Raw genomic sequence first — 25,803 nt, forward strand, 5'->3', positions numbered from 1 at the left:
CGTGGTAGTCGGACAAGCACACGCACGACCACGCTCGGGGAACCGGAGGAACGGCATGAGCACGCTGCAAAAGCTGAAGGCCTACTTCGGCATGGTCCCGGCGGATGAGCTCGAAGACTACGACGCCGAGGAGTACGACCGGCGGGGTTACCGGCCGGAGTACGCCGAGGACGAGTTCGAGGACTACCCGGGCGGGCGCCGCCGGTGGTTCGGCGGCCAGCGCGGTGGCTACCGCGACGAGGTCGAGGACGACTACGAGCCAGCCGAGCGGAGCAGGCCGCGCCCGGCGTGGACCCCCGCCGCGGTGGCGGACCCGCCCACGCACGGCGCGCTCGCGGTCGAGCCGCGGCGGGAGCAGCCGAGCAGGCCGCGCCAGCCGGAACCGGCCGCCGGATATCCACTCGGACGGGTGATCACACTGCACCCGCGCAGCTACATCGAGGCGCGCACGATCGGTGAGCACTACCGCGACGGCCGACCGGTGATCATGAACCTCACCGAGATGGACGACGCGGACGCCAAGCGCCTGGTGGACTTCGCCGCGGGCCTCGCGTTCGCCATGCGCGGCTCGATGGACAAGGTCACCAACAAGGTGTTCTTGATCTCACCACCCAACGCCGACCCCACCGCGGAGGACAAGCGGCGGTTGGCCGAGGGTGGGTTCGCCACCCGAACCTGAGTGATGGCACAGTTGACCCGTGGAACCACTGCTGCTCGCCGCCTTCTGGGTGTTGTTCGCCTTCTGGCTGCTGCTCACCGCGCGGGTCGTGGTGGAGCTCGTCCGCACGTTCGCCAGGGACTGGCGGCCGGCGGGTGGGGTTGCGGTAACGCTGGAGACCATCTACACAGTGACCGATCCTCCGGTACGTCTGGTCCGTCGGCTCATCCCGACGATCCGGATCGGAGGCGTGGGCCTGGACCTATCGATTATGGTGCTGCTGTTGGTCGTATTCATTCTGATGCGACTGGCGTATCCCGGGTGACGGGGAAACCCGGGATGGCCCGCAGCCCTGGAGTGCGTGAGGTGATCAGATGTCGTTGACCCCCGCTGACGTGCACAACGTCGCGTTCAGCAAGCCTCCCATCGGCAAGCGGGGCTACAACGAGGACGAGGTGGACGCCTTCCTCGACCTGGTCGAGGTGGAACTGTCCCGCCTGATCGAGGAGAACAACGACCTGCGTGCGCAGGTCGAGCAGCTCGACGCGCAGCTCGAGTCGACTCGCGCCGACCTGGAAGACGCCCGCACGGCCGGAGCCACGGTCGCCCCGGTCCGCGCGGTGGAGGAGCCCCGGCGACTGCAGCCGGTCCCGCCGCCGAGCTCGCTGGAGCAGACCAGCCCCGGCGGTGGTGGCGACCACCACGTGCAGGCGGCCAAGGTGCTCGGCCTGGCGCAGGAGATGGCCGACCGGCTCACCGGTGAGGCCAAGGCCGAGGCGGACGGGATGCTCGCCGAGGCGCGCACCAAGTCCGAGCAGCTGCTCTCCGAGGCCAGGGCGAAGTCCGACACCATGGTCAACGAGGCCCGCACCCGGGCCGAGACCATGCTCAACGACGCGCGGACCAGGGCGGAGACGCTGGAGCGGCAGGCCCGTGAGAAGGCCACCACGCTCGAGCGCGACGCCCAGCGCCAGCACACCGAGATCATCGGCGCCGTGCAGGCCGAGCGGACCACGCTGGAGAAGAAGATCGACGAGCTGCGCACCTTCGAGCGCGAGTACCGGACCCGGCTCAAGACGTTCCTGGAGTCCAGCCTGCGCGAACTCGGCGACCGCGGTTCCGCGGCGCCGACCACCGAGGGGCGCGGCGCGGGACAGCAGAGCGGCTACTCCTTCGGCCCGCGCGCCGAGGCTGGCTGACCGGTCCTGGGCAGGCGGCGGGTCTTGACGCCCGCCGCCGCCAGGCTGGACACGCATCGTGCTGTTCATCGTCTTAGCGCTGGTGCTCGGGGCCTTCGGCCTGCTGGTCGCCGCGCTCACCACGGCCAACACCGTGTGGGCGTGGATCTCGGTCGTCATCTCCGTGGTGGCGGCCGCGATCCTGCTGGTCGACTGGCTGGGTGCTCGACGGAACCGGGCACCGGCCACCACCGCGCCACCGGGGCCGCTCGGCGCCCCGGACATCGAACGGATCGACCCGGCAGTACCGGTCGAACCGCACACGTTCTCCGCACCGCCGTCCTTCGCCGACCAGCGGACCCAGGTCGACCGGTTCCCCGCCGCCGACCAGGGCCCCGACGGCACCGCGGTGGACAGCGGCTCGGCGGGCAGCTTGACGGACAGCGGCTCGACGGACGGCGGCTTGGCGGACGCCAACTCGGCGCGCGTCGACCTGGCTGACCACGCCGGGGTGGACGCTGCCCCGGTCGACCAGGACCGGGAGCCGGACGAGGAGTCGACCGACGCCGCGGACCTGCTCGTGGTCTCGGACCTGCGGGTCGACGTGCGGGTGCTCGACGAGCGCCCGCGCTACCACCTGACCCGCTGCGGCTGGTTGGGCGGCCGGTCGTCGATCCCGCTGCCGGTCGCCGAGGCCAGGCAGCTCGGCTTCACCCCGTGCGGGCACTGCACGCCCGACGCGGTCCTGGCCGCCCGCCACCGCGCGGGCCGGGGTCCGCGCCGACCCGGTGAGGGTGCGCCGCAGACGAACACCGAGTGACGGTTGTCACCGGAGGTTCTCCCCTGCGGGGGGAGCCCCCCTCGGCATCCTGGCGTGGTGACCACCACCACACCGAACCTCGGGCCCGACTTCGCCCGCCTGTGGGCGACCTCGGCGGCGACCAACGTCGCCGACGGGATCATGATCGCGGCGGGGCCGCTGCTGGTGGCCCGGCTCACCGACGACCCGGTGGCCATCGGCGCGGTGGCCTTCGTCGGCCAGTTGCCGTGGCTGTTGTTCTCGTTGATCAGTGGCGTGCTGGTGGACCGGTGGGACCGCCGTCGGGTCGTCGTCGCGGTGAACCTCTACCGCGCGGTGATCGTCGGGGCTCTTGCCCTAGCCGTGTGGGCTGACGCTGTCTCGGTCTGGTTGGTCTACCTCGCGTTCTTCCTGATCGGCGTCGGCGAGACTCTTGTCGATACCGCCGCCAGCGCGCTCGTGCCGGACATCGTCGCTGTCGCCGCGTTGCCGACAGCCAACGCCCGGCAGCAGGCGGTGAGCATCGTCGCCAACCTGTTCGTCGCGCCGCCGCTGGGCGCGGCCCTGTTCGTCGCCGCGGCGATGCTGCCGTTCAGCCTGGAGTCCGCGTTGTTCCTCGTCGGCGCCGCGGTGGCGGCGACCGTGCGGTTCCGGCAGCCGCCGCGGCCGGTCGAGCGGCGCGCGCGGATGCGCGACGAGATCACCGAGGGTCTGCGGTGGGCTTGGTCGCACAAGCTGCTGCGGGCGATGGCGGTGTCGCTGTGCTTGATGAACATCGCGCTGATGGCGACGATCGCGATCCTGGTCCTCTACGCCGAGCAGCGGCTCGGCCTCGGCGAGGTCGGGTTCGGCCTGCTGTTCGCGGCGGTCGCCGCGGGTGGTCTGCTCGGCTCGGCGGTCGCCCCGTGGTTGCAGCGCCGGGTCGGTGACAGCCTGCTGGTGCGGGTCGGGCTGCTCATCGAGACCGCCACCCACTTCGGGCTGGCGCTGACCACCGACGCGTGGGTCGCCGGGGCGATCAACTTCCTGTTCGGCGTGCACGGCGCGGTGCTCGGTGTCGTGCTGACCTCGGTGCGGCAGCGGGCGGTGCCCGAGCACCTGCGCGGCCGGGTGGGCAGCGTGTACTCGCTGCTGATCATCGGCGGTGCGGCGATCGGGTCGCTGGTCGGCGGGTTCGTCGCGCGCGGGTTCGGGATCACCGCGCCGTTCTGGGCCGCGGGCGTGGCCATGGTGGTGCTGACCGCCGTAGTCTGGCGCGGGTTCCGACCCGCCGCCTTCACCGCGCAAGTGCCCTGACGGAGGTAGCTCGACATGCCGGTCGACGGGTACTGCGAGCGCACCGGGCCGGAGTTCTGGTCCGAGCCCGTCAACGCGTGGACGAACGTCGCCTTCCTGATCGCCGCCTTCTTTGCCTACCGGCACATTCGCGGCAAGGGCGTGCCATGGTGCGTCACCGCGCTCGTAGTGATCCTTGTGGCGATCGGCCTCGGTAGCTTCACCTTCCACACAGTGGCCACGAGGTGGGCTGCCTCTCTGGACGTCGCACCGATCATCGCGTTCATGCTTACTTACGTCGTCATGTTCCCCAAGCTGTTCTTGGGCTTGCGGTGGCGTTGGGCATGGTTGGGCGCGCCTCTCTTCATCGCGTTCGCCTTGTTGGTCAACCTTGTCGTCGCCGGTGGTACCTATCTACCCGCGCTGCTGGGCATGGTCGTGCTCGCGGTGATCCTTGCGATTCGGGGCGAGCGCGGCGACGCCCTGTGGTTCGCCGGTATCGCCGCTGTCTTCGGGGTGTCGCTCACTCTGCGCACGGTTGACCCGTCGGTGTGCGGCGGCTTCCCGCTGGGTACGCACTTCGCCTGGCACGTGCTCAACGCGGTGGTGCTCTACCTGCTCATCCGGGTGGCGGCGAACCGGGTTGCGAGCCGGGTCTAGACTCGGTCGTACAGGCTTGGATCCGGCCATCACCGGGGAGCCTCCGGAAGAACGGGCGCGAGCCCCAGTAGAACCGGACGGGGCGGCCCGTCACAGCCGACCGAACGAGTGGTCAGCGCGGTCTTGACGGCCCGCGGCTGGCAAGCGGGGTGGTACCGCGGCACGCGGCGGCAGGGAGTCGCCACGGGTCGTCCCCGTGTGGGTCCGACCGATCCGTACGAGGAGTACCACCCATGGGATACCCCAGGGCTTTCACCGGCGAGCCGACCGTGCCCGCCCAGCCGTCCTTCCCGCACCTGGAAACCGCCGTCCTGGACTACTGGTCCGCGGACCGGACGTTCCAGGCCTCTGTGGACGCCCGGCCCGCGGGCGACAACGGCGGCAACGAGTTCGTCTTCTACGACGGCCCCCCGTTCGCCAACGGCCTGCCGCACTACGGGCACCTGCTGACCGGCTACGTCAAGGACGTGGTCCCGCGCTACCAGACGATGCGCGGTCGCCACGTCGAGCGCCGCTTCGGCTGGGACACCCACGGCCTGCCCGCCGAGGTGGAGGCCGAGAAGCAGCTCGGGTTCTCGTCCAAGAGCGACATCGAGACCTTCGGCATCGAGAAGTTCAACGACGTGTGCCGCACGTCGGTGTTGCGCTACACCGACCAGTGGCGCGACTACGTGACCCGGCAGGCCCGCTGGGTGGACTTCGACAACGACTACAAGACCCTCGACCTGGACTACATGGAGTCGGTCATGTGGGCCTTCAAGTCCTTGCACGACAAGGGCTTGGTCTACGAGGGTTTCCGCGTGCTTTGGTACTGCTGGCGTTGTGAGACGCCGCTGTCCAACACCGAGACCAAGATGGACGACACCTATCGCGACCGGCAGGACCCCGCAGTCACGGTAGGGCTAAGGCTGCAAGCGCCGGGTACCGACCTGGATGGCGTGCAGGCCCTGGTGTGGACGACCACCCCATGGACGTTGCCGTCGAACCTTGCCGCGGCAGTGCATCCGGACGTCGACTACGTAGTGGTGGAATCCAACGGGCAGCGCTACCTGCTCGCCGAGGCGCGGGTTGGTGCCTACGCGCGCGAGTTGGGCGAGGACGTTCCTGTTGTCGCGCGGTACAAGGGCAGCGATCTGCTCGGTACGCGCTACCTGCCGCCGTTCGACTTCTTCGTGGGCCGCACGAACGCACACCAGGTGCTCGCGGCGGACTACGTCACCACCGAGGACGGTACGGGCATCGTCCACATCGCCCCTGCCTTCGGTGAAGAGGACAAGGTTGTCACCGACGCGGCGGGCATCGAGGTCGTCATCCCGGTCGACCCGCACGGCAGGTTCACCGGCGAGGTGGCGCCTTACGAGGGCCAGCACGTCTTCGATGCGAACAAGCAGATCATCCGCGACCTCAAGGACGCGGGTCTGCTGCTGCGCCACGAGACCTACGACCACCCGTACCCGCACTGCTGGCGGTGCGACAACCCGCTGATCCAGCGCGCCGTGTCGTCCTGGTTCGTCGCGGTCTCCCGGTTCAAGGACCGCATGGTCGAGCTGAACCAGCAGATCAACTGGGTGCCCGGGCACATCAAGGACGGCCAGTTCGGCAAGTGGCTGGAGAACGCGCGGGACTGGAACATCTCCCGCAACCGGTTCTGGGGCTCGCCGATCCCGGTGTGGGTGTCCGACGACCCCGACCACCCGCGGGTGGACGTCTACGGCTCGCTCGACGAGTTGGAGCGCGACTTCGGCGTGCGCCCGACCGACCTGCACCGGCCCTCGATCGACGAGCTGACCCGGCCCAACCCGGACGACCCGACCGGGGCCTCGACCATGCGCCGGGTGCCCGAGGTGCTGGACTGCTGGTTCGAGTCCGGTGCGATGTCCTTCGCCCAGGTGCACTACCCGTTCGAGAACCGCGAGTGGTTCGAGGACCACTACCCGGGTGACTTCATCGTCGAGTACAACGGTCAGACCCGCGGCTGGTTCTACACGATGCACGTGTTGGCCACGGCCCTGTTCGACCGGCCCGCTTTCACGAACTGCGTCGCGCACGGCATCGTGCTGGGCGACGACGGGCAGAAGATGTCCAAGTCGCGCAAGAACTACCCGGACGTCAATGAGGTGTTCGACCGGGATGGCTCGGACGCGATGCGCTGGTTCCTCATGGCCAGCCCGATCCTGCGTGGTGGCGATCTAGTCGTAACCGAGCGCGGCATCCGTGATGCGGTCCGGCAGGCCGTACTGCCGCTGTGGAACTCTTACTACTTCCTTGCCCTCTACGCGAACGCCGAGGGCAAGGAAGGCACGTGGCGCACCGACTCGACGCACGTGTTGGACCGCTACGCATTGGCTAAGACTCGACAGCTGGTCGAGTCGGTCACCGCGGCGCTGGACGACTACGACATCTCCGGTGCCTGCCAGACCGTGCGCGAATACCTGGAGGTGCTGACCAACTGGTACGTGCGCCGCTCCCGGGACCGCTTCTGGGACGGCGACACCGACGCGATCGACACCTTGCACACCGTGCTGGAGATCGTGTCCCGGCTGACCGCGCCGCTGCTGCCGTTCACCGCGGAGGTCGTGTGGCGCGGGCTGACCGCGGGTCGCTCGGTGCACTTGGCCGACTGGCCCGCCGCCGCCGACCTGCCCGGTGACGACGCGCTGGTGGCGGGCATGGACCGGGTCCGCCAGGTCTGCTCGGCCGCGCTGGCGCTGCGCAAGGCGAACAAGCTGCGGGTCCGGTTGCCGCTGGCGCGGCTGCTGGTCGCCGCGCAGGACGCCGCGGTGCTGGAGCCGTTCACCGAGCTGATCCGCGACGAGGTCAACGTCAAGGCGGTCGAGCTGACCACCGACGTCGCCGCGCACGGGCACTTCGAGCTGGCCGTCAACGCCCGCGCCTGCGGGCCGCGACTGGGTCCGGACGTGCAGAAGGTGATCCGCGCGGTCAAGGCGGGCGAGTGGTCGACCGCCGAGTCCGGCGCGGTCGTGGCCGCGGGCATCGAGCTGCGCGACGGCGAGTACGAGCGGCGCTTGGTGGCCACCGACGCGGGCGCGACGGCCGAGCTCCCGGCGAGCTCGGGCCTGGTCGTGCTGGACACCGAGGTGACCGCCGAGCTGGCGGCCGAGGGCGTGGCCAGGGACCTGATCCGGATCGTGCAGCAGGCCCGCCGCGACGCCGGGCTGCAGGTGTCGGACCGGATCGCGCTGACCGTGGACACCTCCTCGGCGCCCGAGCTCGACGCCGTGCTCGCGGTGCACCGGGACTTCGTCGCGGGGGAGACCCTGGCGGACGCGGTCGGCACCGGTGCGGCCACCGCGGCCGAGGGCACCGTCGGTGACGGTCTCGCAGTGCGCGTGGATGTGCGCAAGGTGTGATGGTGTGGTGCCAGTGCCGTGGCTTTCCGCAGGTTTGTCTGGTAGCGGGAGGCCACGGCCTGGCATCGTGTGCCCCGACCGTGTGAGAGGCACACGGACGCGGGGCGCACTGGGGGTAGGGCGTGTCGGAAACGCGCAGACGATGGATCCTTATGGTCGGTGGGATCCTCGCTGTTGTCATTGTCGGGTTCGCGGTGTTCGTCTTAGTGCCGGGCGACCCGTCACCTGCGAAGACCGGTGTGCAGAAGGATGCCGTTCAGGGCGATGTTGCCGTCCCGGCGCAGCCCTCGGCCGCCCAGGTAGCAGGAGAGTTCCTGCGAGCCTTCTCTACACAGCAATACAACGTCGCGGCGCAGCTGACTGATGATCCTGCCGGGGCTGAGGGCGTGCTTACGACTGTTAACACTGCCTTACGTCCTGAGGTGGTCCTCGCGACCATGAGCGTGCTGCCGGAGGACACGGACGCACAGCCGAGGGCCACCTTCAAGTTCAGCTGGCAGCTCAGCGGTGGGCAGACCTGGACCTACCCGAGCGAGTTCGGGCTGGTCCGGTCCGGGGCGCGCTGGGTGGTGCACTGGGTGCCGACGCTCGTGCACCCCCGCTTGGTGCCCGGTACGCAGCTCGCGCTGATCGGCGCCGCGGGGCAGACCAACGCCGTCCTCGACCGCGATGGCACGCCCGTGCTGACCTGGCAGGGCGCGACCGCCAGGACTGCGGACCCGAAGCTGGCGCCGATGCTGGTCGGGGCGCTGTCGCGCACGGTGATCGCCCCGAACGGGGCAGGGCTCAGCCGGATCGCGCTGGTCGACGGCGGGGGCAAGGAGATCGAGAACCTGTTCGGCACGGTGACCAAACCCGCCGAGCCGCTGCGCACGACGGTCAGCGTGAAGATGCAGAACGCCGCGCAGGCTGCTGTGGACTCGGTGTCCGCGCCCGCGTACCTGGTAGCGATCCAGCCGTCCACCGGTGGGATCCTCGCGGTGGCGCAGAACGCGACCGCGGGCACCGCGCCCAAGGCCCTCAACGGTCTCTACCCGCCCGGGTCCACCTTCAAGGTCGCGACAGCCGCTGCTGTGTTGGGCTCGGGCAAGGCGACAGTGAACTCGGTGGTGCCCTGCCCGGGGACCAAGATGGTGGGCACCCGCACGATCCGCAATGCCGACTTCGACCTCGGCGACGTGCCGCTGCACACTGCGTTCGCCAAGTCGTGCAATACGACCTTCGCCTCGCTGGCAGCCGAGTTGCCGCTAGACGCGCTGTCCAAGTCCGCCGCGCAGTTCGGGCTCGCTGCCGACTTCGAGGTGCCAGGATTGACGACCGAGACGGGTCGGGTCGACGCGGCGAGCGGGATCGCGCAACAGGCGGAGAACAGCATCGGTCAGGGCACGGTGCAGGCAAGCCCCTTCGGGCTCGCGCTGATGGCAGCGACCGTGTCCAAGGGCAGCGCGGTGACGCCAGAGCTGTTCACCACGGTCAAGACGACCGTGAAGACTGGCTACAAAGGACCGTCTGCGGCCGTGATCGGTGACCTGCGGGCGATGATGCGCGAGGTCGTGACGGCTGGTCGCGGCGAGGCGCTGCGCGGATATGGCGCTGTGCACGGGAAGACGGGTACGGCGCAGTTCGGGGACGGGTCGCAGGCGCACGGGTGGTTCGCCGGGTACCGCAATGACGTCGCCTTCGCCGTGTTGGTGGAGAACGTGGGTGCCGCGGCTCCCGCGGTGGCGGTGACCGGCAAGTTCCTCGGTGCCATCTAGCAAGCGCCATCTAGCAAGGTTCCATCTAGCCGAACGGGATGAGAAGACCCGCCGGGGTGCCCGCGGGGTAGCGGATCAGCACGCCTTCATTGGTGGTGGTGACCGACTCCGGGCGCAATACGCCGTTCTGACTCGTGAAGAACTGCGCGATCGCGTCTGCGGGCTCCTCAGCGGCTGTTAGCAGTGCCTGGCGTCGTGGTTGATTGGCCGCGTCTTCTCCAGCAACCGGGGGCAATGCAGTCACTCGCACCGGGCGTGTTTGAGCTAACGCGGACAGCGTCGTTAAGAGGCGGGGATCGGTGCGGCCGGCTCTTAACGCCTGATCGACAGTGTTGGGCGCCGCGACACGGGGAGAGTCGGCGATCTTCATGCCGGCATCCATCCGTGCTTGGCGCTCCTCGGTGTCCGGTGCGCCTGCCATGGCGGGGCGGTGGATCTCGACGCGGTCGTAACCGATACCGAAGACGGCGACCACTTCAGCGGTGGCTGCGGCTTCGGCCAAGTCGGGGCGGTTCGGTAGGAGCAACCGCAATCCGGGGGTGACTACCAGCCAGGACTGGGTCGCGCAGGTGGTGGTGCAGTCGCCGGGGCGGGTGGCAGCGGTGGGAAGGCGGCCGGTGCGGACCAGTTCCACCCAGGTGATCCCGTCCGTGACGACCGGGGTGGTGGGCAGGTTCTCTTGGAGCCAGCGGGAAGCGTCCGCCATGGGCTTGGGGTTGACGCCGCTGGTGGTGACGATTCGAAGGCCGTCGATCCAGGTGGGGACCGCTGCGGCGGCGAGGGCAACGGCTAGGACGGTCGCGGGAATGCGGATCGGGCGGGACGCGCGCTCTATGGATCCTGCGATGAGAAGTGCGGCAGGGGGAACAGCCAGGATTAGCGCTGCTGTGCCTGGGCCGCCGGGGATTAGTGCAACGGCGGTGAGGGCTAGGACGCCAACTGCCAAGGGGCGCAGGCGGTAGGAGAAGAGGGACAAGGCGGTCGCAAGAACGCCTGCCACTACGAAGAGGGGATCGGCGGCTGCCCAGGTTGAAGCCGGTGATCCTTCCGAGGCGATGCGGAGACCAGCTAGCGCGGCTGCTGCGCCCATTCCGATACCGGTGCCGAGGACGAATAAGGACGACAGCATGAGAGACAGCCGTCGGCGGCCGCGGCGCCACAACAGCCAGGCTGCTGTGACGATCAGCAGGAGCGCCACCGGGGCGGTGATTACGGCGATCACGAGAAAGAGCGTCGCCCACAGGTCTGGTGCGAGTCTGCGGTGCTTGCGTGGCGTCCAAAGGAGGGTGATCCCGGCCAACGCCCACGGCATGGCGACGTTCTCCGGTCTTACGCCTACCTGGAGTCCCAAAGCCATGGGGGACACAGCAACCACGGCAACCGCTATTGCGCCTGTCAGCCGCGATAGGCCCATCCTGCGCGAGAGCACCCACAGCAGCACAGCGGTGATCGCGGCGGTAAGGACCATCGGCTCGCGAGCGGCGCCAATAGCTGTTGTGTGCCTTACGAATGCGTCGGTCAGGGCTGTATAGCCGCCCGCCTGCAGCCATGCGAGGGGGGACGCGTTCGAGTCGAGCAACGTCGCCAACGAATCGACGGCGAACACCTGCGCGACGTTGCGCCCCTCGCCGGGCTGCGCGGGCGAGTCGAGCGCGCCGATGCGCAACACCGCGGCGAGCGCCGCCAGACCCGCCACCGCGGTCACGGTGAGGATGTCGAGGTCCAACGCCCGTGCCCGCGCTTGCGCGGCGGCCCACAGGCCCCGCACGCCGAACCGGTCGGGCGACTCCACGCTCCAGCGGTGAGAGGTCATGTGGCTGCCCGCTCGGCCGTCCCGGTGAGCCACCGGGGAGCGAGCCGGAACCCCCTTCGGTGGCCGATCCGGCGAGACGATCGCACCATCGTAATCCCGTGCAAACGCAAGTGCACAGTGCAACTTTGCGTGGTGGTGCGGGGGTCCTTACGAGTGATGCAGCAGTGCGTACTGGGCCATTTGGGGGTCGGGCTGGTGGGGTGACTTCGTCGCTGTCGGGTCCGCGGTTGGTCCACGATCGAGTGAATCCGCGCGGTGGTCGCGCGGCTCCCCGGGGCGCCGCCAGGTCAGCGGTGGGATGCGGTTGTCCACAACGGTTCGAGTTGTCCACAGCGGATTCGCCCGCCGCCGAATCGGGCCGGGAACCGATAAACTGGCACCGGGGTCGCCCCCCGGGACAGGGTGGGGGCTGCGCCCCCGTCGTGTGTGCGCGGGGGCGGGGCTGGGGTCGGGGGGCGTGCGCGGGTGGGCTGTGGCGTTGGCGGGCGTTGGCGCGGGCAGGCAGTGGGGTCAGCTGGCGGCGGGTCGGGGGGGCGGGGGCGTGCGGGAGTGGGGTGTGGCGTTGGCGGGCAGTGGCGCGGACCGGCGGCGGGGCAGTGGGGGTCAGGTGGCGGCGGGGTCAGTGGGCAGTGGGATCGGCGGGGTCAGCGGGACTTGAGGCGGCGCAGGAGGCGGACCCAGGGGGACCAGCGGGCTTTGTGGGCGGGCGGGTGGCCCACGGCGCGTTCGGCGTTGTCCAGGAGGTCTTCGACCAGGGCGTCGTGGAGCCAGCGGATGACCAGGGGCCAGAGAAGGTGCCCGGCGCCGCGGGGGCGGGCGGTGATGTCGTGGCGGAGGACGGAGGTGCCGGGGGTGGGGCCGGGTAAGAGGGTGAGCGCGTGTTCGCCCACGAGCGGGCCGTCGGGGGCGAAGGTCAGTTCGACGCGGCGGCCGGGGATGTAGTCGACGCAGGTGTAGCGGATGGGGCCGTGGCCGCCGGTGGCGCCGATGGCGAGGGGGCGGTCCAGGGCCAGGGCGGGCCAGCCGCCGGGCCAGATCCCGCCCGGGGTGGCCATGTCGTCGATCAGGTGGGCCGCGGCCGCCGGGGCGACCGGGAGGGGGCGCTGGTGCCGGTTGTGGATCATGGCTGCTCCTTCCATACGGTTCCGTATGGTTCACCGTACGCTAACGTATGGTCGTGCCGCGCCGAACGAGGGATGACTGGACCGCGGTCGCGCTCGCTGCGCTGGCCGAGGGCGGGCTGGCCGCCGTCGCCGTCGAGCCGCTCGCGGCGCGGGCCGGGGCGACCAAGGGGAGCGTCTACTGGCACTTCCCGACCCGCGACGCGCTGGTCGAGGCGACCCTGGCGCGGTGGGAACTCGAGCACACCGAGGCCGTGATCGCCCACGCCGAGCAGGGCGCGACCCCGCCGGAGCGGCTGCGCAGGCTGATCGGCGCCGTGCTGCACCCCGAGCGCGGGATCGACATCGAGATGGCGCTGCACGCCAGCCTGGGCGACCCGCTGGTAGCCGCGGCCGTCGCCCGGGTTGGTCAGCGGCGGATGGACTACGTCGTCACCCTCTTCACCGAACTCGGCTTCACCAAGACCCAGGCCCGCCGCCGCGCGGTCACCGCGTACGCGGTCTACCTCGGGCAGGCCCAGCTGCACCGCACCAACCCCGACGTCGCGCCGAGCACGCCCGCCGCGAAGCGGGCCTACATGGCCGACGTCATGGGGGTGCTCCTCGCCGACCCGGGGCCACCCCGCCCCGCCGAGGCGGACGGGTGAGCGCGTTCCGGTTCGGGGTCCGGGTCAAGCCGGGCGCCCGGCGGGAGTCGGTCGGCGGGCGGTGGGGCGACGCCGGGGCGCTGGTGGTCGCCGTGCGGGCGGGGGCGGTCGAGGGGAAGGCGAACGACGCCGTGCTGCGGGCGCTCGCCGCGGCGTTCGGGGTGCCGCGCCGGGACGTCGTGATCGTGGCGGGGGCGTGGGGGCGCGACAAGGTCGTGGCCATCGACCCGGTCCCGCCCGCGGCGGCGGACGTGCTGGAGCGGCTGCTGGGGGCGGCTTCGTGATGAACGCCTCACCTTCGGGTGGGGGTCGGGTTGCCGCGGGCGACAAGGGACAATGCTCGCGATACGGACGGGAACTGGAGGTGGCGTGCAGGAGCTGACCTTCGCGTTGGGGATCGGTGCGGCCGTTCTGCTGGTCGCGGTCTTCGCGGTACGTGCCTCGGTCCGGCTCGGATTGCCGTCGTTGTTGCTCTACCTGGGACTCGGGCTGGTCATCGGCGAGGCGGGGCTGGGCATCCAGTTCTCCAACGCCGAGCTGACCCAGTCGCTGGGGCTGGCCGCGCTGGTGCTCATCCTCGCCGAGGGTGGCCTCACCACCCGGTGGACCGAGGTGAAGTCCTCGCTGCTGCCCGGCATCGCACTGTCCACAGTGGCGGTGGTGATCACCATCCTGGTCACCGGCGCCGGGCTGCACTGGATACTCGGCTTCGAGTGGCGCTACGCCCTGCTGTGGGGGGCCGTCCTCGCCTCCACGGATGCCGCAGCGGTCTTTAGCGTGCTGCGCAGGCTGTCGGTGTCGCGCAAGGTCGTCGGCTCGTTGGAGCTCGAGAGCGGCATCAACGACGCCCCCAGTTACATCGCCGTCGTTGTCCTTGCCTCGTCCGACGAGGTTGATTGGCTGCTTTCACTTACCGCCGCCTACGAGCTCTCCGCCGGTGCGGCCATCGGTCTGGTTCTTGGTTGGCTTGGCGCGCACGGCCTTCGGCGGGCAGCGCTACCGGCAACCGGCCTATACCCGCTCGCCACAGTGGCCGTGTGCGTGTTGGCATTTGCCGCAGGGCAGAGCGTTCACGCGTCAGGTCTGCTAGCGACCTATCTGGCCGCTCTAGTGCTGGGCAACGCAAGGTTGCCCCACCGCTCCGACACCCTTTCTTTCGCCGAAGGACTCGGTTGGCTGGCCCAGATCGGCTTGTTCGTCCTCTTGGGACTCTTCGCCTCGCCATCGCGGTTGATCGACGCGATCGTGCCGGGTCTTGTCGCGGGCGCGGTGATCACGCTGATAGCCCGGCCGCTGTCGGTGGTGCTATCCCTGCTCCCGTTCCGCATGCCTTGGCGTGAACAGGTATTCCTATCGTGGGCAGGCTTGCGCGGCGCCGTTCCGATCGTGCTCGCCATGATCCCGCTCTCGCAGAACGTGCCCGGCGCGCAGCGACTGGTGGACGCGGTCTTCGTCCTCGTGATCGTGCTGACCCTCGTGCAAGGCACCACCCTCGGCGTGCTCGCCCGACTACTCGGCCTCGACAGCGGTGCCCGCGCGAAGGAAGTCGAGGTAGACGTGGCCACCCTCGATGAGCTCGACGCCCAATTGCTGCAGTTGACCATCCCAGCCGGTTCCAAGCTGCATGGCGTCTACCTGTCCGAGTTGCGGCTACCTACCGGTGCGACGGTCAGCCTGGTGGCTAGAGGCGGCGAAGGCTTCACCCCGGTGCCCACCACCCGCCTGCAAGAGGGCGATCAAGTCCTGATCGTGGCGACCCAGCAGGCCAAGGCGGCCACCGAGCGGCGCATCCGCGCTGTGGACCGCGCGGGCCGCTACGCGCGGTGGCGGGGTGAAACCGGCGAGGGGTGACGCGCGCCTCACCCCCTCGAGCGAGCGCCTCCGCGTCCGATAGAGTGCTCGACAAGGTAATGAGCGCCAGCGTCAAACCCCGGTTTGCTGGCCGGCAACCCTCCTCCGCGGTGGGGTGCCCCGGGTGAATACCTGGTCCTCCCGCGCAGTGCGGGCGGACAAGCGCGGACCCGTCGAACCACGCCCCGGGTCCCCGGACCTGGAGGTCGGCCATGACGCTCGCTGTACCCACCGCCCGTGTCGAGCAGGCGCCCCTGCCCACACCCACCGTGCCCGGGGTCGCGGGCGCTCGCCTGCGGGTGCCGCTGGTCGACGGCCGCACGGTGTCCTACGCCAACCTCGACCACGCGGCCAGCGCGCCCTGTCTGGACGCGGTCCGCGACGCCGTCGACGAGCTGCTGCCCTGGTACGCCAGCGTGCACCGCGGTGCCGGGTTCGCCTCCCAGGTCAGCACCAAGGTCTACGAGCGGGCGCGCCGCGTGCTGCGCCGGTTCGTCGGTGCCAACGACACCGACACCGTGGTGTTCACCCGCAACACCACCGACAGCCTGAACCTGCTGGCCAAGGCCCTGCCCAGGGGCACGTCGGTCGTCCTGTTCGACACCGAGCACCACGCGGCGCTGCTGCCCTGGCGCGGCCCGAACGTGCTGCGCGTGCAGACCCCGGCCGTCGCCGACGACGCGGTCGCCGTCCTCGACGAGGCGCTGCGGTCGACGCCGGTCGGACCCCGGCTGGTCGTCCTGACCGCCGCGTCCAACGTCACCGGTGAGGTCTGGCCGATCAAGGCGCTTAGCGCGGTCGCCCGTTCACACGGTGCCCGGATCGTCCTCGACGCGGCGCAGTTGGCTCCGCACCGGCCTATCGACATCCGCGCCTTGGACGTCGACTACGTCGTGCTCTCCGGGCACAAGCTCTATGCCCCGTTCGGCGCCGGTGCGCTTATTGGTCGCGCGGACTGGCTCAAGGCCGCTGAGCCCTACCTGGTCGGCGGCGGGGCTACCGCCCAGGTTGTGGACAGAGGCGACCAGCTCGGTGTCGCGTGGGCAGCTGTGCCCGAGCGGCACGAGGCCGGTTCACCCAATGTCGTTGGCGCGCACGCGCTTGCGGTTGCCTGCGAGACCTTGGCCCGGGAGTGGGACGCGGTCATCGCGCACGAGCGGGCCCTGCTGCGCAAGCTGCGCGCCGGTCTCGCCACAGTGCCGGGTCTGCGGTCGCTGAGCCTGTTCGGCGCCGAGCACGACCGGGTCGGCGTCGTCAGCTTCACCGTCGACGGGATCGAGGCCGGGCTGGTCGCCGCGGCGCTGTCCGCGGAGCACGGCATCGGCGTGCGCGACGGCGCGTTCTGCGCGCACATCGCGACCCGCAGGCTGCTCGGCCGCGCGGGCGCGCAGGAGGAGCGGGCGGTGCGGATCAGCATCGGTCTCGGCACCCGCGCCGAGCACGTCGACCGGGTCGTCGCCGCGCTGCGCACGCTGGTCGCCGACGGTCCCGCGGTGGAGTACGCGGTGGTCGACGGCCGCTGGTCGCCGGTCGAGGACGTGCGGCAGCTGCCCGCGTTCCTGTCCGAATAGCCCGCCCGCGTCGGTGCGCGACGACCTCGGTGGACAATGGGTCGGTGAGCGCTGAACGTGACGATGACCGCCCGGTGGACGACCGCCCGGTGACCGAGGTCGAAACCGAGCTGGTCGAGGCCGGCCCGCTGCCGCGCAAGCGGGGGCTGATCCTGGCCGTCGCGGCGCTGCTGGTCTACGCGGCCGACCTGGTCACCAAGGTCATCGTCACCGCGACGCTGGAGGGCGAGGCCCCGATCCGGCTGCTCGGCGGCGCCGTCTACCTGCAGCTGGTGCGCAACCCCGGCGCGGCGTTCTCCATGGCGACCGGCATGACCTGGCTGTTCACCCTGATCGCGGCCGGGGTGGTGGTCGCGATCATCTGGATCGTGCCGAAGCTGCGCTCGACCGGCTGGGCGCTGGGCCTGGGCCTGGTCCTGGCTGGCGCGATGGGCAACCTGACCGACCGGATCTTCCGCGCCCCCGCGGTGTTCCAGGGCCACGTCGTCGACTTCGTCTCGGTCTTCGCCCCCAACGGCGACTTCTTCCCGCTGTTCAACGTCGCCGACGCGGGCATCTCCGTCGGTGGTGTGCTGATCGTGCTGATGGCCCTGCTCGGCCGCGACTACGACGGCACCATCGCCCGCAAGACGCGCAAGGGGGAAGACGCATGAGCGACTCCAGGACCCTCCCGGTCCCCGATGGTCTCGACGGCATGCGTGTCGACGCGGGACTGTCCAAGCTGTTGGGCCTGTCCCGCACAGTTGCCGCTGCCCTCGCCGAGGCGGGCGACGTGCTGGTCGACGGCCGCCCCGCGGGTAAGTCGGATCGTTTGCTGGCAGGCACGTGGCTGGAGGTGACCCTGCCGGAGCCCGCGCGGCCCGTCGAGGTCAAGGCCATTGAGGTCGAGGGCATGGTGATCCTCCACCAAGACGACGACGTAGTCGTGGTGGACAAGCCTGTTGGTGTTGCCGCCCACCCCAGTCCGGGGTGGAGCGGGCCGACGGTGATCGGCGGTCTTGCCGCTGCCGGGGTCCGGGTATCAACCTCCGGCGCCGCCGAACGCCAGGGCGTCGTCCACCGGCTCGACGTTGGCACTACCGGCGTGATGGCGGTCGCTAAGAGCGAGCACGGATATACGGTTCTTAAGCGCGCCTTCAAGGAACGGACCGTCGAGAAGCGCTACCACGCTCTCGTGCAGGGTCATCCCGATCCGAGCGTTGGCACTATCGACGCCCCCATCGACCGCCACCCCCGACACGACTACCGGTGGGCCGTTGTAGCTGGCGGTAAGCCGAGTATTACGCACTACGAGACGATCGAGGCTTTCCGCGCAGCCTCGCTGATGGACGTCAAGCTGGAGACTGGTCGCACGCACCAGATCCGCGTCCACTTCTCCGCCCTTAGGCACCCGTGCGTCGGCGACCTCACCTACGGCTCTGACCCGGTGCTGGCTAAGAGGCTGGGGTTGAACAGGCAGTGGCTGCATGCGCGGTCGCTGGGCTTCCACCACCCCGCAGACGGTCGCTGGGTGGAGTTCACCAGCGAGTACCCACCGGACCTGGCGGCCGCGCTAGCGGTGCTGGAGGCGGACTACTAACCGGTTGATCACAGGTCGCCGACCAGGCGACCTGTGGGGTGTGAGGACGTTTCGGCGCCTTGCCCGCCACACCGATACACGGCCTGCGTCCTGGTCCGAGCCGCTAGTCGACCGACCAGGTCAGGGTCAGTGCTTCCTCGTCTGGGCGCGGGCTCCAGCGCACCGAGCTGATCACCGTCTGTTCCGGCACCACGTACACCGTGTGCCCGCTGGCGATCTCGCCCGGCTGCACCCCGATCCGGTGCGGTGGCCGCGACGACAGTGAGACCGGGGCCTTGGAGATCGACTGGCCGTCCGGGCTGACCAGCACCAGGTACAGGTCCGGCAGGGTCGCGAACGGCACCGTGCCCCGGTTGGTCAGCTCGGTGTGGACGACTATCGACCGTTCGCCTGGTTGCAACCGGTAGCCCGCGGCGGTGAAGAGGTAGTCGGCAGGGTCAACGACCTCGACGAGTTGGATCGCGAGTCGTTCACCTTCCAAACCGGACGTCTCTAGTGATGCTCCGACCTTGCCTTGCCGGGTAGCCCTTACCGCGGGTTGCGTGCGGTCCATAGGGCCACCGGCAGCGGGCTGGTCGCCGCGTGCCCAACTGGAACTCTGCGGCGGACCCCACATGCTGATCGGCTCGCTGACCGCGGGGAACGGCTGGCTGGGCGGACCCGTTGGCACCGGGAACGGCGTGCTCGGCGGACCCGTGCGGATCGGTCCGCTCGGCGGCTGCTGGTACGCGTAAGGGTCCTGCTGCTGCGGCGGCGGGTACTGCGGCGCGACGGGCTGCTGTTGGTAGGGCTGGGCGTAGCCGGGCTGGGGCGGGTAACCCATCGGCGCGGACATGGGCGCTGACATGGGCGCGGACATCCGCGCCAGCGCGGCCCGCAGGCCGTTGGGGTCGCACTCGACGCCGACCAGCAGGGGGAGCCCCGAGCCGGACAGCGCCACCAACCGCGCGGCTGCCTCCCTGGGGTCCATGCCCAACCGCGCGGCGACCTCGTGCACCGCGGCCCGGCCCATCTCGGCCACAACACCGAGCAGGCGGGCGTCAACCGGATCCGTCACGCCCACGGACGCTACCCGGTCGCCCACCGGCCCGCCCCGGAAGCCGTGGCTGACGCGGCGGTCCTGGCCCTCGGTGATCATCCGCTCACCCGGGGCAGTCACCGCGGCGCGTCGTCGAGCACCGCGGGGTGGCGCGGGTCGTCCACCCGCACCCCGAGATCGGCGGTGTGCAGCGGCCGGACCTCGGCGTCGTAGCGGGCGAACGCGGGCAGCGCCCAGTGCTCGTCCTCGGGCAGCCGCCGGGCCAGCGCGGGCGCGGACAGCCACAGGTGCGCGGTCACGTCCAAGGGCAGCCCGCGGCCCAACAACAACTCGCCGTCGATCAGCACCACCCCGCCCGGCGGCAGGACGACGTACTCGGCGCGGGTGGCTCTATCCGTGGTGGCATTCCACAACGCGGGGAGAACCTTGCCGGTCCCACCTACGCCGAGTGGCGCAAGGACCTCGCGCCGCAATCCGCCCTCGTCGAGCCAGAGCTCGTACCGCGCGTCCGGGTCCCGCTTGCCGCGTTCAAACCGCAACGAGGCGGGGCGCAGGAAGTCCGCCGCCGACACCCGCAGCACCGGGTGGCCCAGCACCCGCAGCCGCTCGCCGACCGCGTCGGCCAGCTCACCCGGCGCGCTCGGCGGCGCGCCGTCGACCGCGACCCCGGCCCACCCGGCCCCGGCTCGGGAGTGGACCATCGCGGTCAGCTCATCGGCCACCACGTCGGGTGACACCGGGCGCAAACGCATGCCCCCACTCTGCCCCCTCGACCGACCCGCGATCACCCGCGGGCCCGGTTTCCCAGTGGTAGCAAGAACTTCCGGCGAGTCGCGCACCCAACGCGCCGGGTTGACGGTGCGGGTCGCTAGGGTGGCCGGGTGGCTGACTCCTTCGCTCATCTTCACGTGCACACCGAGTACTCGATGCTCGACGGAGCGGCCAAGCTCAAGGACATGTTCGCCGAGTGCGAGCGGCTCGGCATGACCTCGGTGGCCATCACCGACCACGGCCACACCAACGGCATCTACGACTTCTTCCGCCAGGCGACCGCCGCGGGCATCAAGCCGGTGCTGGGCATCGAGGCCTACATCGCGCCGGAGTCGCGCTTCAGCAAGGAGCGGGTCCGCTGGGGCGACCCGAGCCAGAAGTCCGACGACCTGTCCGGTTCGGGTGCCTTCACCCACCAGACGATCTGGGCGCGCAACGCCACCGGCCTGGCCAACCTGATGAAGCTGTCCAGCCTCGCCTCCATGGAGGGCCAGCTCGGCAAGTGGCCGCGGATGGACCGCGAGCTGATCGCCCAGCACTCCGAGGGCCTGATGGCGACCACGGGGTGCCCCTCCGGCGACGTGCAGACCCGGCTGCGGCTCGGCCACGAGAAGGAGGCCCTGGAGGCCGCCGCCGCCTGGCGCGACATCTACGGCAAGGACTACTTCTCGGTCGAGCTGATGGACCACGGCCTGTCGATCGAGTCGCGGGTGCGCGGCGGGCTGGTCGACATCGGCCGCAAGCTCGACATCCCGTTCGTGGTGACCAACGACTCGCACTACACCTACAAGTCCGACAGCTCCGCGCACGACGCGCTGCTGTGCGTGCAGACCGCGAGCACCCTGCAGGACCCGAACCGGTTCCGCTTCGACGGCGACGGCTACTACCTGAAGTCGCCCGACGAGATGCGCGCGGTCGACTCGTCGGACCCGTGGCAGGAGGGCTGCCGCAACACGCTGCTGGTCGCCGAGAAGGTCGACACGACCGGCATGTTCGAGTTCCGCAACCTCATGCCGCGCTTCCCGATCCCGGACGGCAAGAGCGAGGACGAGTACTTCCGCGAGCAGGTGTGGGAGGGGATGCGCCGCCGCTTCCCCGAGGGCGTCGACGAGGTGCACACCAAGCAGGTCGAGTTCGAGATCGGCGTCATCCTGCAGATGGGCTTCCCGGCCTACTTCCTGGTGGTCGCCGACCTGATCCAGTGGGCGAAGAACAACGGCATCCGGGTCGGTCCCGGCCGCGGTTCGGCCGCGGGCGCGCTGATCGCCTACGCGATGGGCATCACCGACCTGGACCCGCTGGCGCACGGGCTGATCTTCGAGCGCTTCCTCAACCCGGACCGGGTCAGCCCGCCCGACATCGACATCGACTTCGACGAGCGCCGCCGCGGCGACGTCATCCGCTACACCACCGAGAAGTGGGGCGCCGACAAGGTCGCCCAGGTGATCACCTTCGGCACGATCAAGGCGAAGGCGGCGATCAAGGACTCCGCCCGGGTGCTCTACGGCCAGCCCGGCTACGCCATCGCCGACAAGATCTCCAAGGCGTACCCGCCCGCGGTCATGGCCAAGGACATCCCGCTCAACGGCCTGTTCGACCCCAGCCACAAGCGCTACGCCGAGGCCACCGAGATCCGCGAGCTCTACAACAGCGACCCGCAGGTCAAGGAGATCATCGACACCGGGCGCGGCCTGGAGGGCCTGATCCGCAACGCGGGCGTGCACGCCTGCGCGGTGATCCTCTCGGCCGAGCCGCTGATGGAGACCATCCCGCTGTGGAAGCGGCCGCAGGACGGCTCGATCATCACCCAGTTCGACTACCCGACCTGCGAGTCGCTCGGCCTGCTGAAGATGGACTTCCTCGGCCTGCGCAACCTGACGGTCATCGACGACGCGCTGCGCAACATCGAGCGCAACGGCAAACCGGTGCCCGACCTGGAAACCCTGAGCCTGGACGACAAGAACACCTACGAGCTGCTCTCCCGCGGCGACACCCTCGGGGTGTTCCAGCTCGACGGCGGCCCCATGCGCGACCTGCTGCGGCTCATGCGCCCCGACAACTTCGAGGACATCTCCGCGGTCGGCGCGCTCTACCGGCCGGGCCCGATGGGCGCCAAGTCGCACACCAACTACGCGCTGCGCAAGAACAAGCAGCAGGAGATCACCCCGATCCACCCGTCGCTGGCCGAGGCGCTCGAAGACATCCTCGGCACGACCTACGGCCTGATCGTGTACCAGGAGCAGGTCATGGCCATCGCGCAGAAGCTGGCGGGCTACACGCTCGGCCAAGCGGACCTGCTGCGCCGGGCGATGGGCAAGAAGAAGAAGGAGGTCCTGGACGCGGAGTTCGTCAACTTCTCCGGCGGCATGGAGAAGAACGGCTACCCGAAGGACGCGATCAAGACCCTCTGGGACATCCTCGTCCCGTTCGCCGACTACGCGTTCAACAAGGCGCACTCGGCCGCGTACGGGCTGGTCTCGTACTGGACGGCCTACCTGAAGGCGAACTACCCGGCCGAGTACATGGCCGGTCTGCTCACCAGCGTCCGCGACGACAAGGACAAGGCCGCGGTCTACCTGTCGGAGTGCCGCCGGATGGGCATCACGGTGCTGCCGCCGGACGTCAACGAGTCGGAGAAGGACTTCGCCCCGGTCGGCCACGACATCCGCTTCGGCCTCGGCGCGATCCGCAACGTCGGCGCCAACGTGGTCGACTCGATCATCAAGGCGCGCGCGGAGAAGGGCGAGTTCGTCGACTTCTCCGACTACCTGCGCAAGGTCGACGCCTCGGGCTGCAACAAGAAGGTCGTCGAATCGCTGATCAAGTCCGGCGCGTTCGACTCGCTCAAGCACCCGCGCAAGGGCTTGTTCCTGATCCACACCGACGCCATCGACGCCATCATGGAGACCAAGAAGGCGGAGGCGGTCGGCCAGTTCGACCTGTTCGGCGCCGCGGGCGGGGCCGACGAGAGCGTGTCGAGCGTCTTCGACGTGCGGGTGCCCGACGACCTGTGGGAGACCAAGCACCAGTTGGCGCTGGAGCGGGAGATGCTGGGCCTCTACGTCTCCGGGCACCCGCTCAACGGCGTCGAGCACATCCTCAGCTCCCAGTCCGACACCACCATCGCGGCCATCCTCGAGGGCAACATCCCCGACGGCGCCCAGGTCGTGATCGGCGGCATCCTCGCCTCGGTCAACCGCAGGGTGAACCGCAACGGCGAGTCGTGGGCGTCGGCGCAGCTGGAGGACCTGGCCGGTGGCATCGAGGCGCTGTTCTTCCCCAAGACCTACGCGGTGGTCGGGATGGGGGTGCTGGAGGACGCGATCGTGCTGGTCAAGGCGCGCGTCGCCAAGCGCGAGGACCGCATCTCGCTGATCGCCAACGACCTCGCGGTGCCGGACCTGTCCAACGCCGCGGGCGCCCCGTTCCGGCTGAGCATGGCGGCGACCAAGTGCACGCCCCCGCTGGTCGCCCAGCTCAAGGACGTGCTGGGGGCCTACCCGGGCACCACCGAGGTGCACCTCAAGCTGATCAACGGCCCGCGGCAGACCCTGCTGCGCCTCGACGACGCGCTGCGGGTCACCCCGTCGCCGTCGCTGATGGGCGACCTGAAGGCGTTGCTCGGTCCGGGTTGCCTTTCCTGACCCCCGGTGTGATCGCGGGTACGGTGGGTGGTGAGCTCACCTAGGGGGAACAGTGACCGTTGAGGATGAGGCGGTCCGCATCGGCGCGGACTTCTTCCAGGACCCGCACCGGCTCTACAGCGAGCTCCGGCGCACCGGCCCGGTGCGCCGGGTCGTGCTGCCGCGCGGGGTGCTGGGCTGGCTGGTCACCCGGCACGCCGACGCCAAAGCGGTGCTGTCGGACCCGAGGCTCAGCAAGGACTTCGTGCGGGCCGGGGAGTTGCTGGAGCGCAACCGCGAACCGGGCAGCCCGCGGCCGGAGTTCGGCGAAGAACTCCAGGCGCACATGCTCAACATGGACCCGCCCGACCACACCCGGCTGCGCAAGCTGGTGAACAAGGCGTTCACCGTGCGCGGCGTCGGTCACCTGCGCCCCCGGGTCGAGCAGATCACCGAGTCGCTGCTGGAGGCCATCGCCGAGGCCGACGAGGTCGACCTCATCCCGGCGCTCGCCTTCCCCGTCCCGATGACGGTGATCTGCGAGCTGCTCGGCGTCCCGGCGGCCGACCGCGAGGCCTTCGGCGGCTGGACCCGGGTCCTGCTGTCCACCTCGGCCAGCACGGTGGAGATCACCGAGGCCGGGGTCGCGGTCGGCGCGTACGTGATGGAGCTGATCGAGTCCAAGCGGTCGGCGCCCGCCGAGGACCTGCTGACGGCGCTGGTCGAGGCCCGCGAGGACGGCGACCGGCTCAGCGAGAACGAACTGCTGTCGATGACCTTCCTGCTGCTGCTGGCAGGCCACGAGACCACGGTGAACCTCATCGCGAACGGCGTGCTGTCGCTGCTGCGGGCACCGGCGCAAGCGGCGGCGCTGCGGGCGAACCCGGCCCTGTTGCCGCGCGCGGTGGAGGAGTTCCTCCGCTTCGAGAGCCCGGTCAACACCGCGACGATGCGGTACACGACCGAGCCCGTCGTGGTGGCGGGAGTGGAGATCCCGGCGGACGAGTTCGTCGTGGTCGCCATCGGCTCGGCCAACCGGGACGCGGCCGCCTTCCCCGACCCGGACACCGTCGACATCGAACGCGAGCTCAACGCCCACCTGGCCTTCGGCCACGGCATCCACTACTGCGTCGGCGCGCCGCTGGCCAGGATGGAGGCCGAGGTGGCCATCGGCGGCCTGCTGGCCAGGTTCCCCGACCTGGCGCTGACCGGAACCCCGTTGCAGTGGCGGGAAAGCACCATCATCCGCGGGCTGCACTCCCTGCCGGTCCGCCTCGGTCGCACACCGGCCCAGTAGGCCGGTTGTACGGTGATCAGGCAGCGGGTCTAGAGCCGCAGAACGGCGCTTAGGAGAAGTCGAGGGTGATGTACTCGTACTCGCCGCCGTCGATCACCTGGTTGAAGTCGCTGTCGCGCCACACGACCAGGTAGAGGTCCTCGTGGACGTCTTGCAGCGGAACCAGTGACTCCTTGCTCGGTTCGTACACGCCGGTCGGGAACTCGGTCAGCCGCGTCGGTTTCGGGTCGTCCAAGCGGGAGTAGTACACACTGGACTTCTTGTTGTCCGCTTCCTCCGCGCGCTGGCTGCCGATGGCGTTGAAGGTGCCGCCATCGGACATGAACAGCGTCGCGCTGCCGCGTCCGGTGTCGACGTGGCCGCGGCCGAAGTGGAAGGGAGCGTCATAGGGCTCCCCCTTCGTGTTCGTGCCGTCCTTGATGGAGAAGCTCGAGTCGTCCTTCTTGGCCTCTATGTAGAGGCCATCATCGGGCTCTAGGGCAGGGAAGCGGATCTCGAACGGCGCGGACTTCAGCGTGACCCTGACCCGGCTCACCAAGCCCTCGACGTCGACGCTGATGTCCTTCATGGTCGCCGCGCGGTCGTCCTGCCAGAACGACAAGCCCAGGTCCGGGGTCCTGCTGAGGTCCGACGGTTCCCGCTCGTCCGGCGAGCCCGGGATGGCGATGATCGCGACCACCAGCGCGGCGACCGCGATCAGGGCGCTGAACGCGGCCACGATGCCGTTCATCGACAACCACCACGCCGCGCTCGTCCACGCCTTGGCCGCGACGGCCTTGCGCTGCTTCACCGG

At 69.9% G+C, this 25,803-nt stretch carries 21 protein-coding genes and 1 riboswitch; of the genes, 16 read left to right on the forward strand and 5 right to left on the reverse strand.

Annotated features, from left to right (window positions below; all coding sequences use genetic code 11):
- The first annotated feature begins 55 nt into the window (after positions 1–55).
- The 8 genes from LV75_RS26915 (at position 56) to LV75_RS26950 (ending at position 9,698) form a co-directional block, all read left to right on the forward strand.
- Entirely contained in the window at positions 56–679 is a 624-nt protein-coding gene (locus LV75_RS26915) for a cell division protein SepF (protein ID WP_253889837.1), read from the forward strand.
- A gap of 19 nt (positions 680–698) precedes the next feature.
- The gene (locus LV75_RS26920; protein ID WP_372440361.1) at positions 699–983 is read left to right on the forward strand and encodes a YggT family protein; all 285 of its coding nucleotides are present in this window, start codon (positions 699–701) and stop codon (positions 981–983) included.
- A gap of 49 nt (positions 984–1,032) precedes the next feature.
- The gene (gene wag31, locus LV75_RS26925) at positions 1,033–1,857 is read left to right on the forward strand and encodes a DivIVA-like cell division protein Wag31 (protein ID WP_253889838.1); all 825 of its coding nucleotides are present in this window, start codon (positions 1,033–1,035) and stop codon (positions 1,855–1,857) included.
- Positions 1,858–1,915: 58 nt separating this feature from the next.
- Positions 1,916–2,656, forward strand: coding sequence for a hypothetical protein (locus tag LV75_RS26930; protein ID WP_253889839.1), 741 nt, complete (start codon positions 1,916–1,918; stop codon positions 2,654–2,656).
- A 57-nt stretch (positions 2,657–2,713) separates the two neighbouring features.
- Positions 2,714–3,931: an MFS transporter gene (locus LV75_RS26935; protein WP_253889840.1), complete on the forward strand. Its 1,218-nt coding sequence runs from the start codon at positions 2,714–2,716 to the stop codon at positions 3,929–3,931.
- A 15-nt stretch (positions 3,932–3,946) separates the two neighbouring features.
- Entirely contained in the window at positions 3,947–4,570 is a 624-nt protein-coding gene (locus tag LV75_RS26940; protein ID WP_253889841.1) for a hypothetical protein, read from the forward strand.
- 233 nt (positions 4,571–4,803) lie between these two features.
- A complete protein-coding gene (gene ileS, locus LV75_RS26945; protein ID WP_253889842.1) occupies positions 4,804–7,941 on the forward strand; it encodes an isoleucine--tRNA ligase in 3,138 nt (1,045 codons plus the stop codon).
- Positions 7,942–8,093: 152 nt separating this feature from the next.
- Entirely contained in the window at positions 8,094–9,698 is a 1,605-nt protein-coding gene (locus LV75_RS26950; protein WP_253889843.1) for a penicillin-binding transpeptidase domain-containing protein, read from the forward strand.
- A gap of 25 nt (positions 9,699–9,723) precedes the next feature.
- Here LV75_RS26950 and LV75_RS26955 read toward each other — a convergent pair whose 3' ends face one another.
- Complete coding sequence (locus LV75_RS26955) at positions 9,724–11,511, reverse strand: hypothetical protein (RefSeq protein WP_253889844.1); 1,788 nt, start codon at positions 11,509–11,511, stop codon at positions 9,724–9,726.
- A 644-nt stretch (positions 11,512–12,155) separates the two neighbouring features.
- Positions 12,156–12,635, reverse strand: coding sequence for an SRPBCC family protein (locus tag LV75_RS26960; RefSeq protein ID WP_253889845.1), 480 nt, complete (start codon positions 12,633–12,635; stop codon positions 12,156–12,158).
- A gap of 53 nt (positions 12,636–12,688) precedes the next feature.
- Here LV75_RS26960 and LV75_RS26965 point away from each other — a divergent pair, with 53 nt between their 5' ends.
- The 6 genes from LV75_RS26965 (at position 12,689) to LV75_RS26990 (ending at position 18,280) form a co-directional block, all read left to right on the forward strand.
- Positions 12,689–13,279: a TetR/AcrR family transcriptional regulator gene (locus LV75_RS26965; RefSeq protein WP_372504234.1), complete on the forward strand. Its 591-nt coding sequence runs from the start codon at positions 12,689–12,691 to the stop codon at positions 13,277–13,279.
- Positions 13,276–13,563 (forward strand): DUF167 domain-containing protein, encoded by a 288-nt coding sequence (locus LV75_RS26970; protein ID WP_253889847.1) that lies wholly within the window; start codon positions 13,276–13,278, stop codon positions 13,561–13,563. The genes LV75_RS26965 and LV75_RS26970 overlap by 4 nt, the downstream gene beginning before the upstream one ends.
- An 85-nt stretch (positions 13,564–13,648) precedes the next feature.
- Positions 13,649–15,130: a potassium/proton antiporter gene (locus tag LV75_RS26975; protein ID WP_344800284.1), complete on the forward strand. Its 1,482-nt coding sequence runs from the start codon at positions 13,649–13,651 to the stop codon at positions 15,128–15,130.
- A gap of 55 nt (positions 15,131–15,185) precedes the next feature.
- A riboswitch (SAM riboswitch) is annotated at positions 15,186–15,301 on the forward strand.
- Between the two features lie 41 nt (positions 15,302–15,342).
- Positions 15,343–16,701, forward strand: a complete 1,359-nt coding sequence (locus LV75_RS26980) for an aminotransferase class V-fold PLP-dependent enzyme (RefSeq protein ID WP_253889849.1) — start codon at positions 15,343–15,345, stop codon at positions 16,699–16,701.
- A 44-nt stretch (positions 16,702–16,745) separates the two neighbouring features.
- Positions 16,746–17,354, forward strand: coding sequence for a signal peptidase II (gene lspA / locus LV75_RS26985; protein WP_372504235.1), 609 nt, complete (start codon positions 16,746–16,748; stop codon positions 17,352–17,354).
- Positions 17,351–18,280, forward strand: a complete 930-nt coding sequence (locus LV75_RS26990; RefSeq protein ID WP_253889850.1) for an RluA family pseudouridine synthase — start codon at positions 17,351–17,353, stop codon at positions 18,278–18,280. Before lspA ends, LV75_RS26990 begins: the two co-directional genes overlap by 4 nt.
- A gap of 103 nt (positions 18,281–18,383) precedes the next feature.
- Here LV75_RS26990 and LV75_RS26995 read toward each other — a convergent pair whose 3' ends face one another.
- Together LV75_RS26995 and LV75_RS27000 are read right to left on the reverse strand one after the other, a co-directional pair.
- Positions 18,384–19,343 carry an Lrp/AsnC family transcriptional regulator gene (locus tag LV75_RS26995; RefSeq protein WP_253890005.1) on the reverse strand — a complete coding sequence of 320 codons (960 nt, stop codon included), beginning with the start codon at positions 19,341–19,343 and terminating at the stop codon, positions 18,384–18,386.
- 92 nt (positions 19,344–19,435) lie between these two features.
- Positions 19,436–20,071, reverse strand: a complete 636-nt coding sequence (locus LV75_RS27000; protein ID WP_253889851.1) for a nucleoside/nucleotide kinase family protein — start codon at positions 20,069–20,071, stop codon at positions 19,436–19,438.
- Between the two features lie 129 nt (positions 20,072–20,200).
- On the opposite strand from LV75_RS27000, the gene dnaE reads away from it, so the two are divergent.
- Both dnaE and LV75_RS27010 read left to right on the forward strand, forming a co-directional pair.
- Positions 20,201–23,734: a DNA polymerase III subunit alpha gene (gene dnaE, locus LV75_RS27005; protein ID WP_253889852.1), complete on the forward strand. Its 3,534-nt coding sequence runs from the start codon at positions 20,201–20,203 to the stop codon at positions 23,732–23,734.
- A 52-nt stretch (positions 23,735–23,786) separates the two neighbouring features.
- Positions 23,787–25,010: a cytochrome P450 family protein gene (locus LV75_RS27010; protein WP_253889853.1), complete on the forward strand. Its 1,224-nt coding sequence runs from the start codon at positions 23,787–23,789 to the stop codon at positions 25,008–25,010.
- A gap of 49 nt (positions 25,011–25,059) precedes the next feature.
- Here LV75_RS27010 and LV75_RS27015 read toward each other — a convergent pair whose 3' ends face one another.
- Positions 25,060–25,800, reverse strand: coding sequence for a hypothetical protein (locus LV75_RS27015; RefSeq protein ID WP_253889854.1), 741 nt, complete (start codon positions 25,798–25,800; stop codon positions 25,060–25,062).
- Positions 25,801–25,803 lie beyond the last annotated feature (3 nt).

The organism is Actinokineospora diospyrosa (genome assembly GCF_024171925.1).
In the GTDB taxonomy this organism is placed as follows: Bacteria; Actinomycetota; Actinomycetes; order Mycobacteriales; family Pseudonocardiaceae; genus Actinokineospora; species Actinokineospora diospyrosa.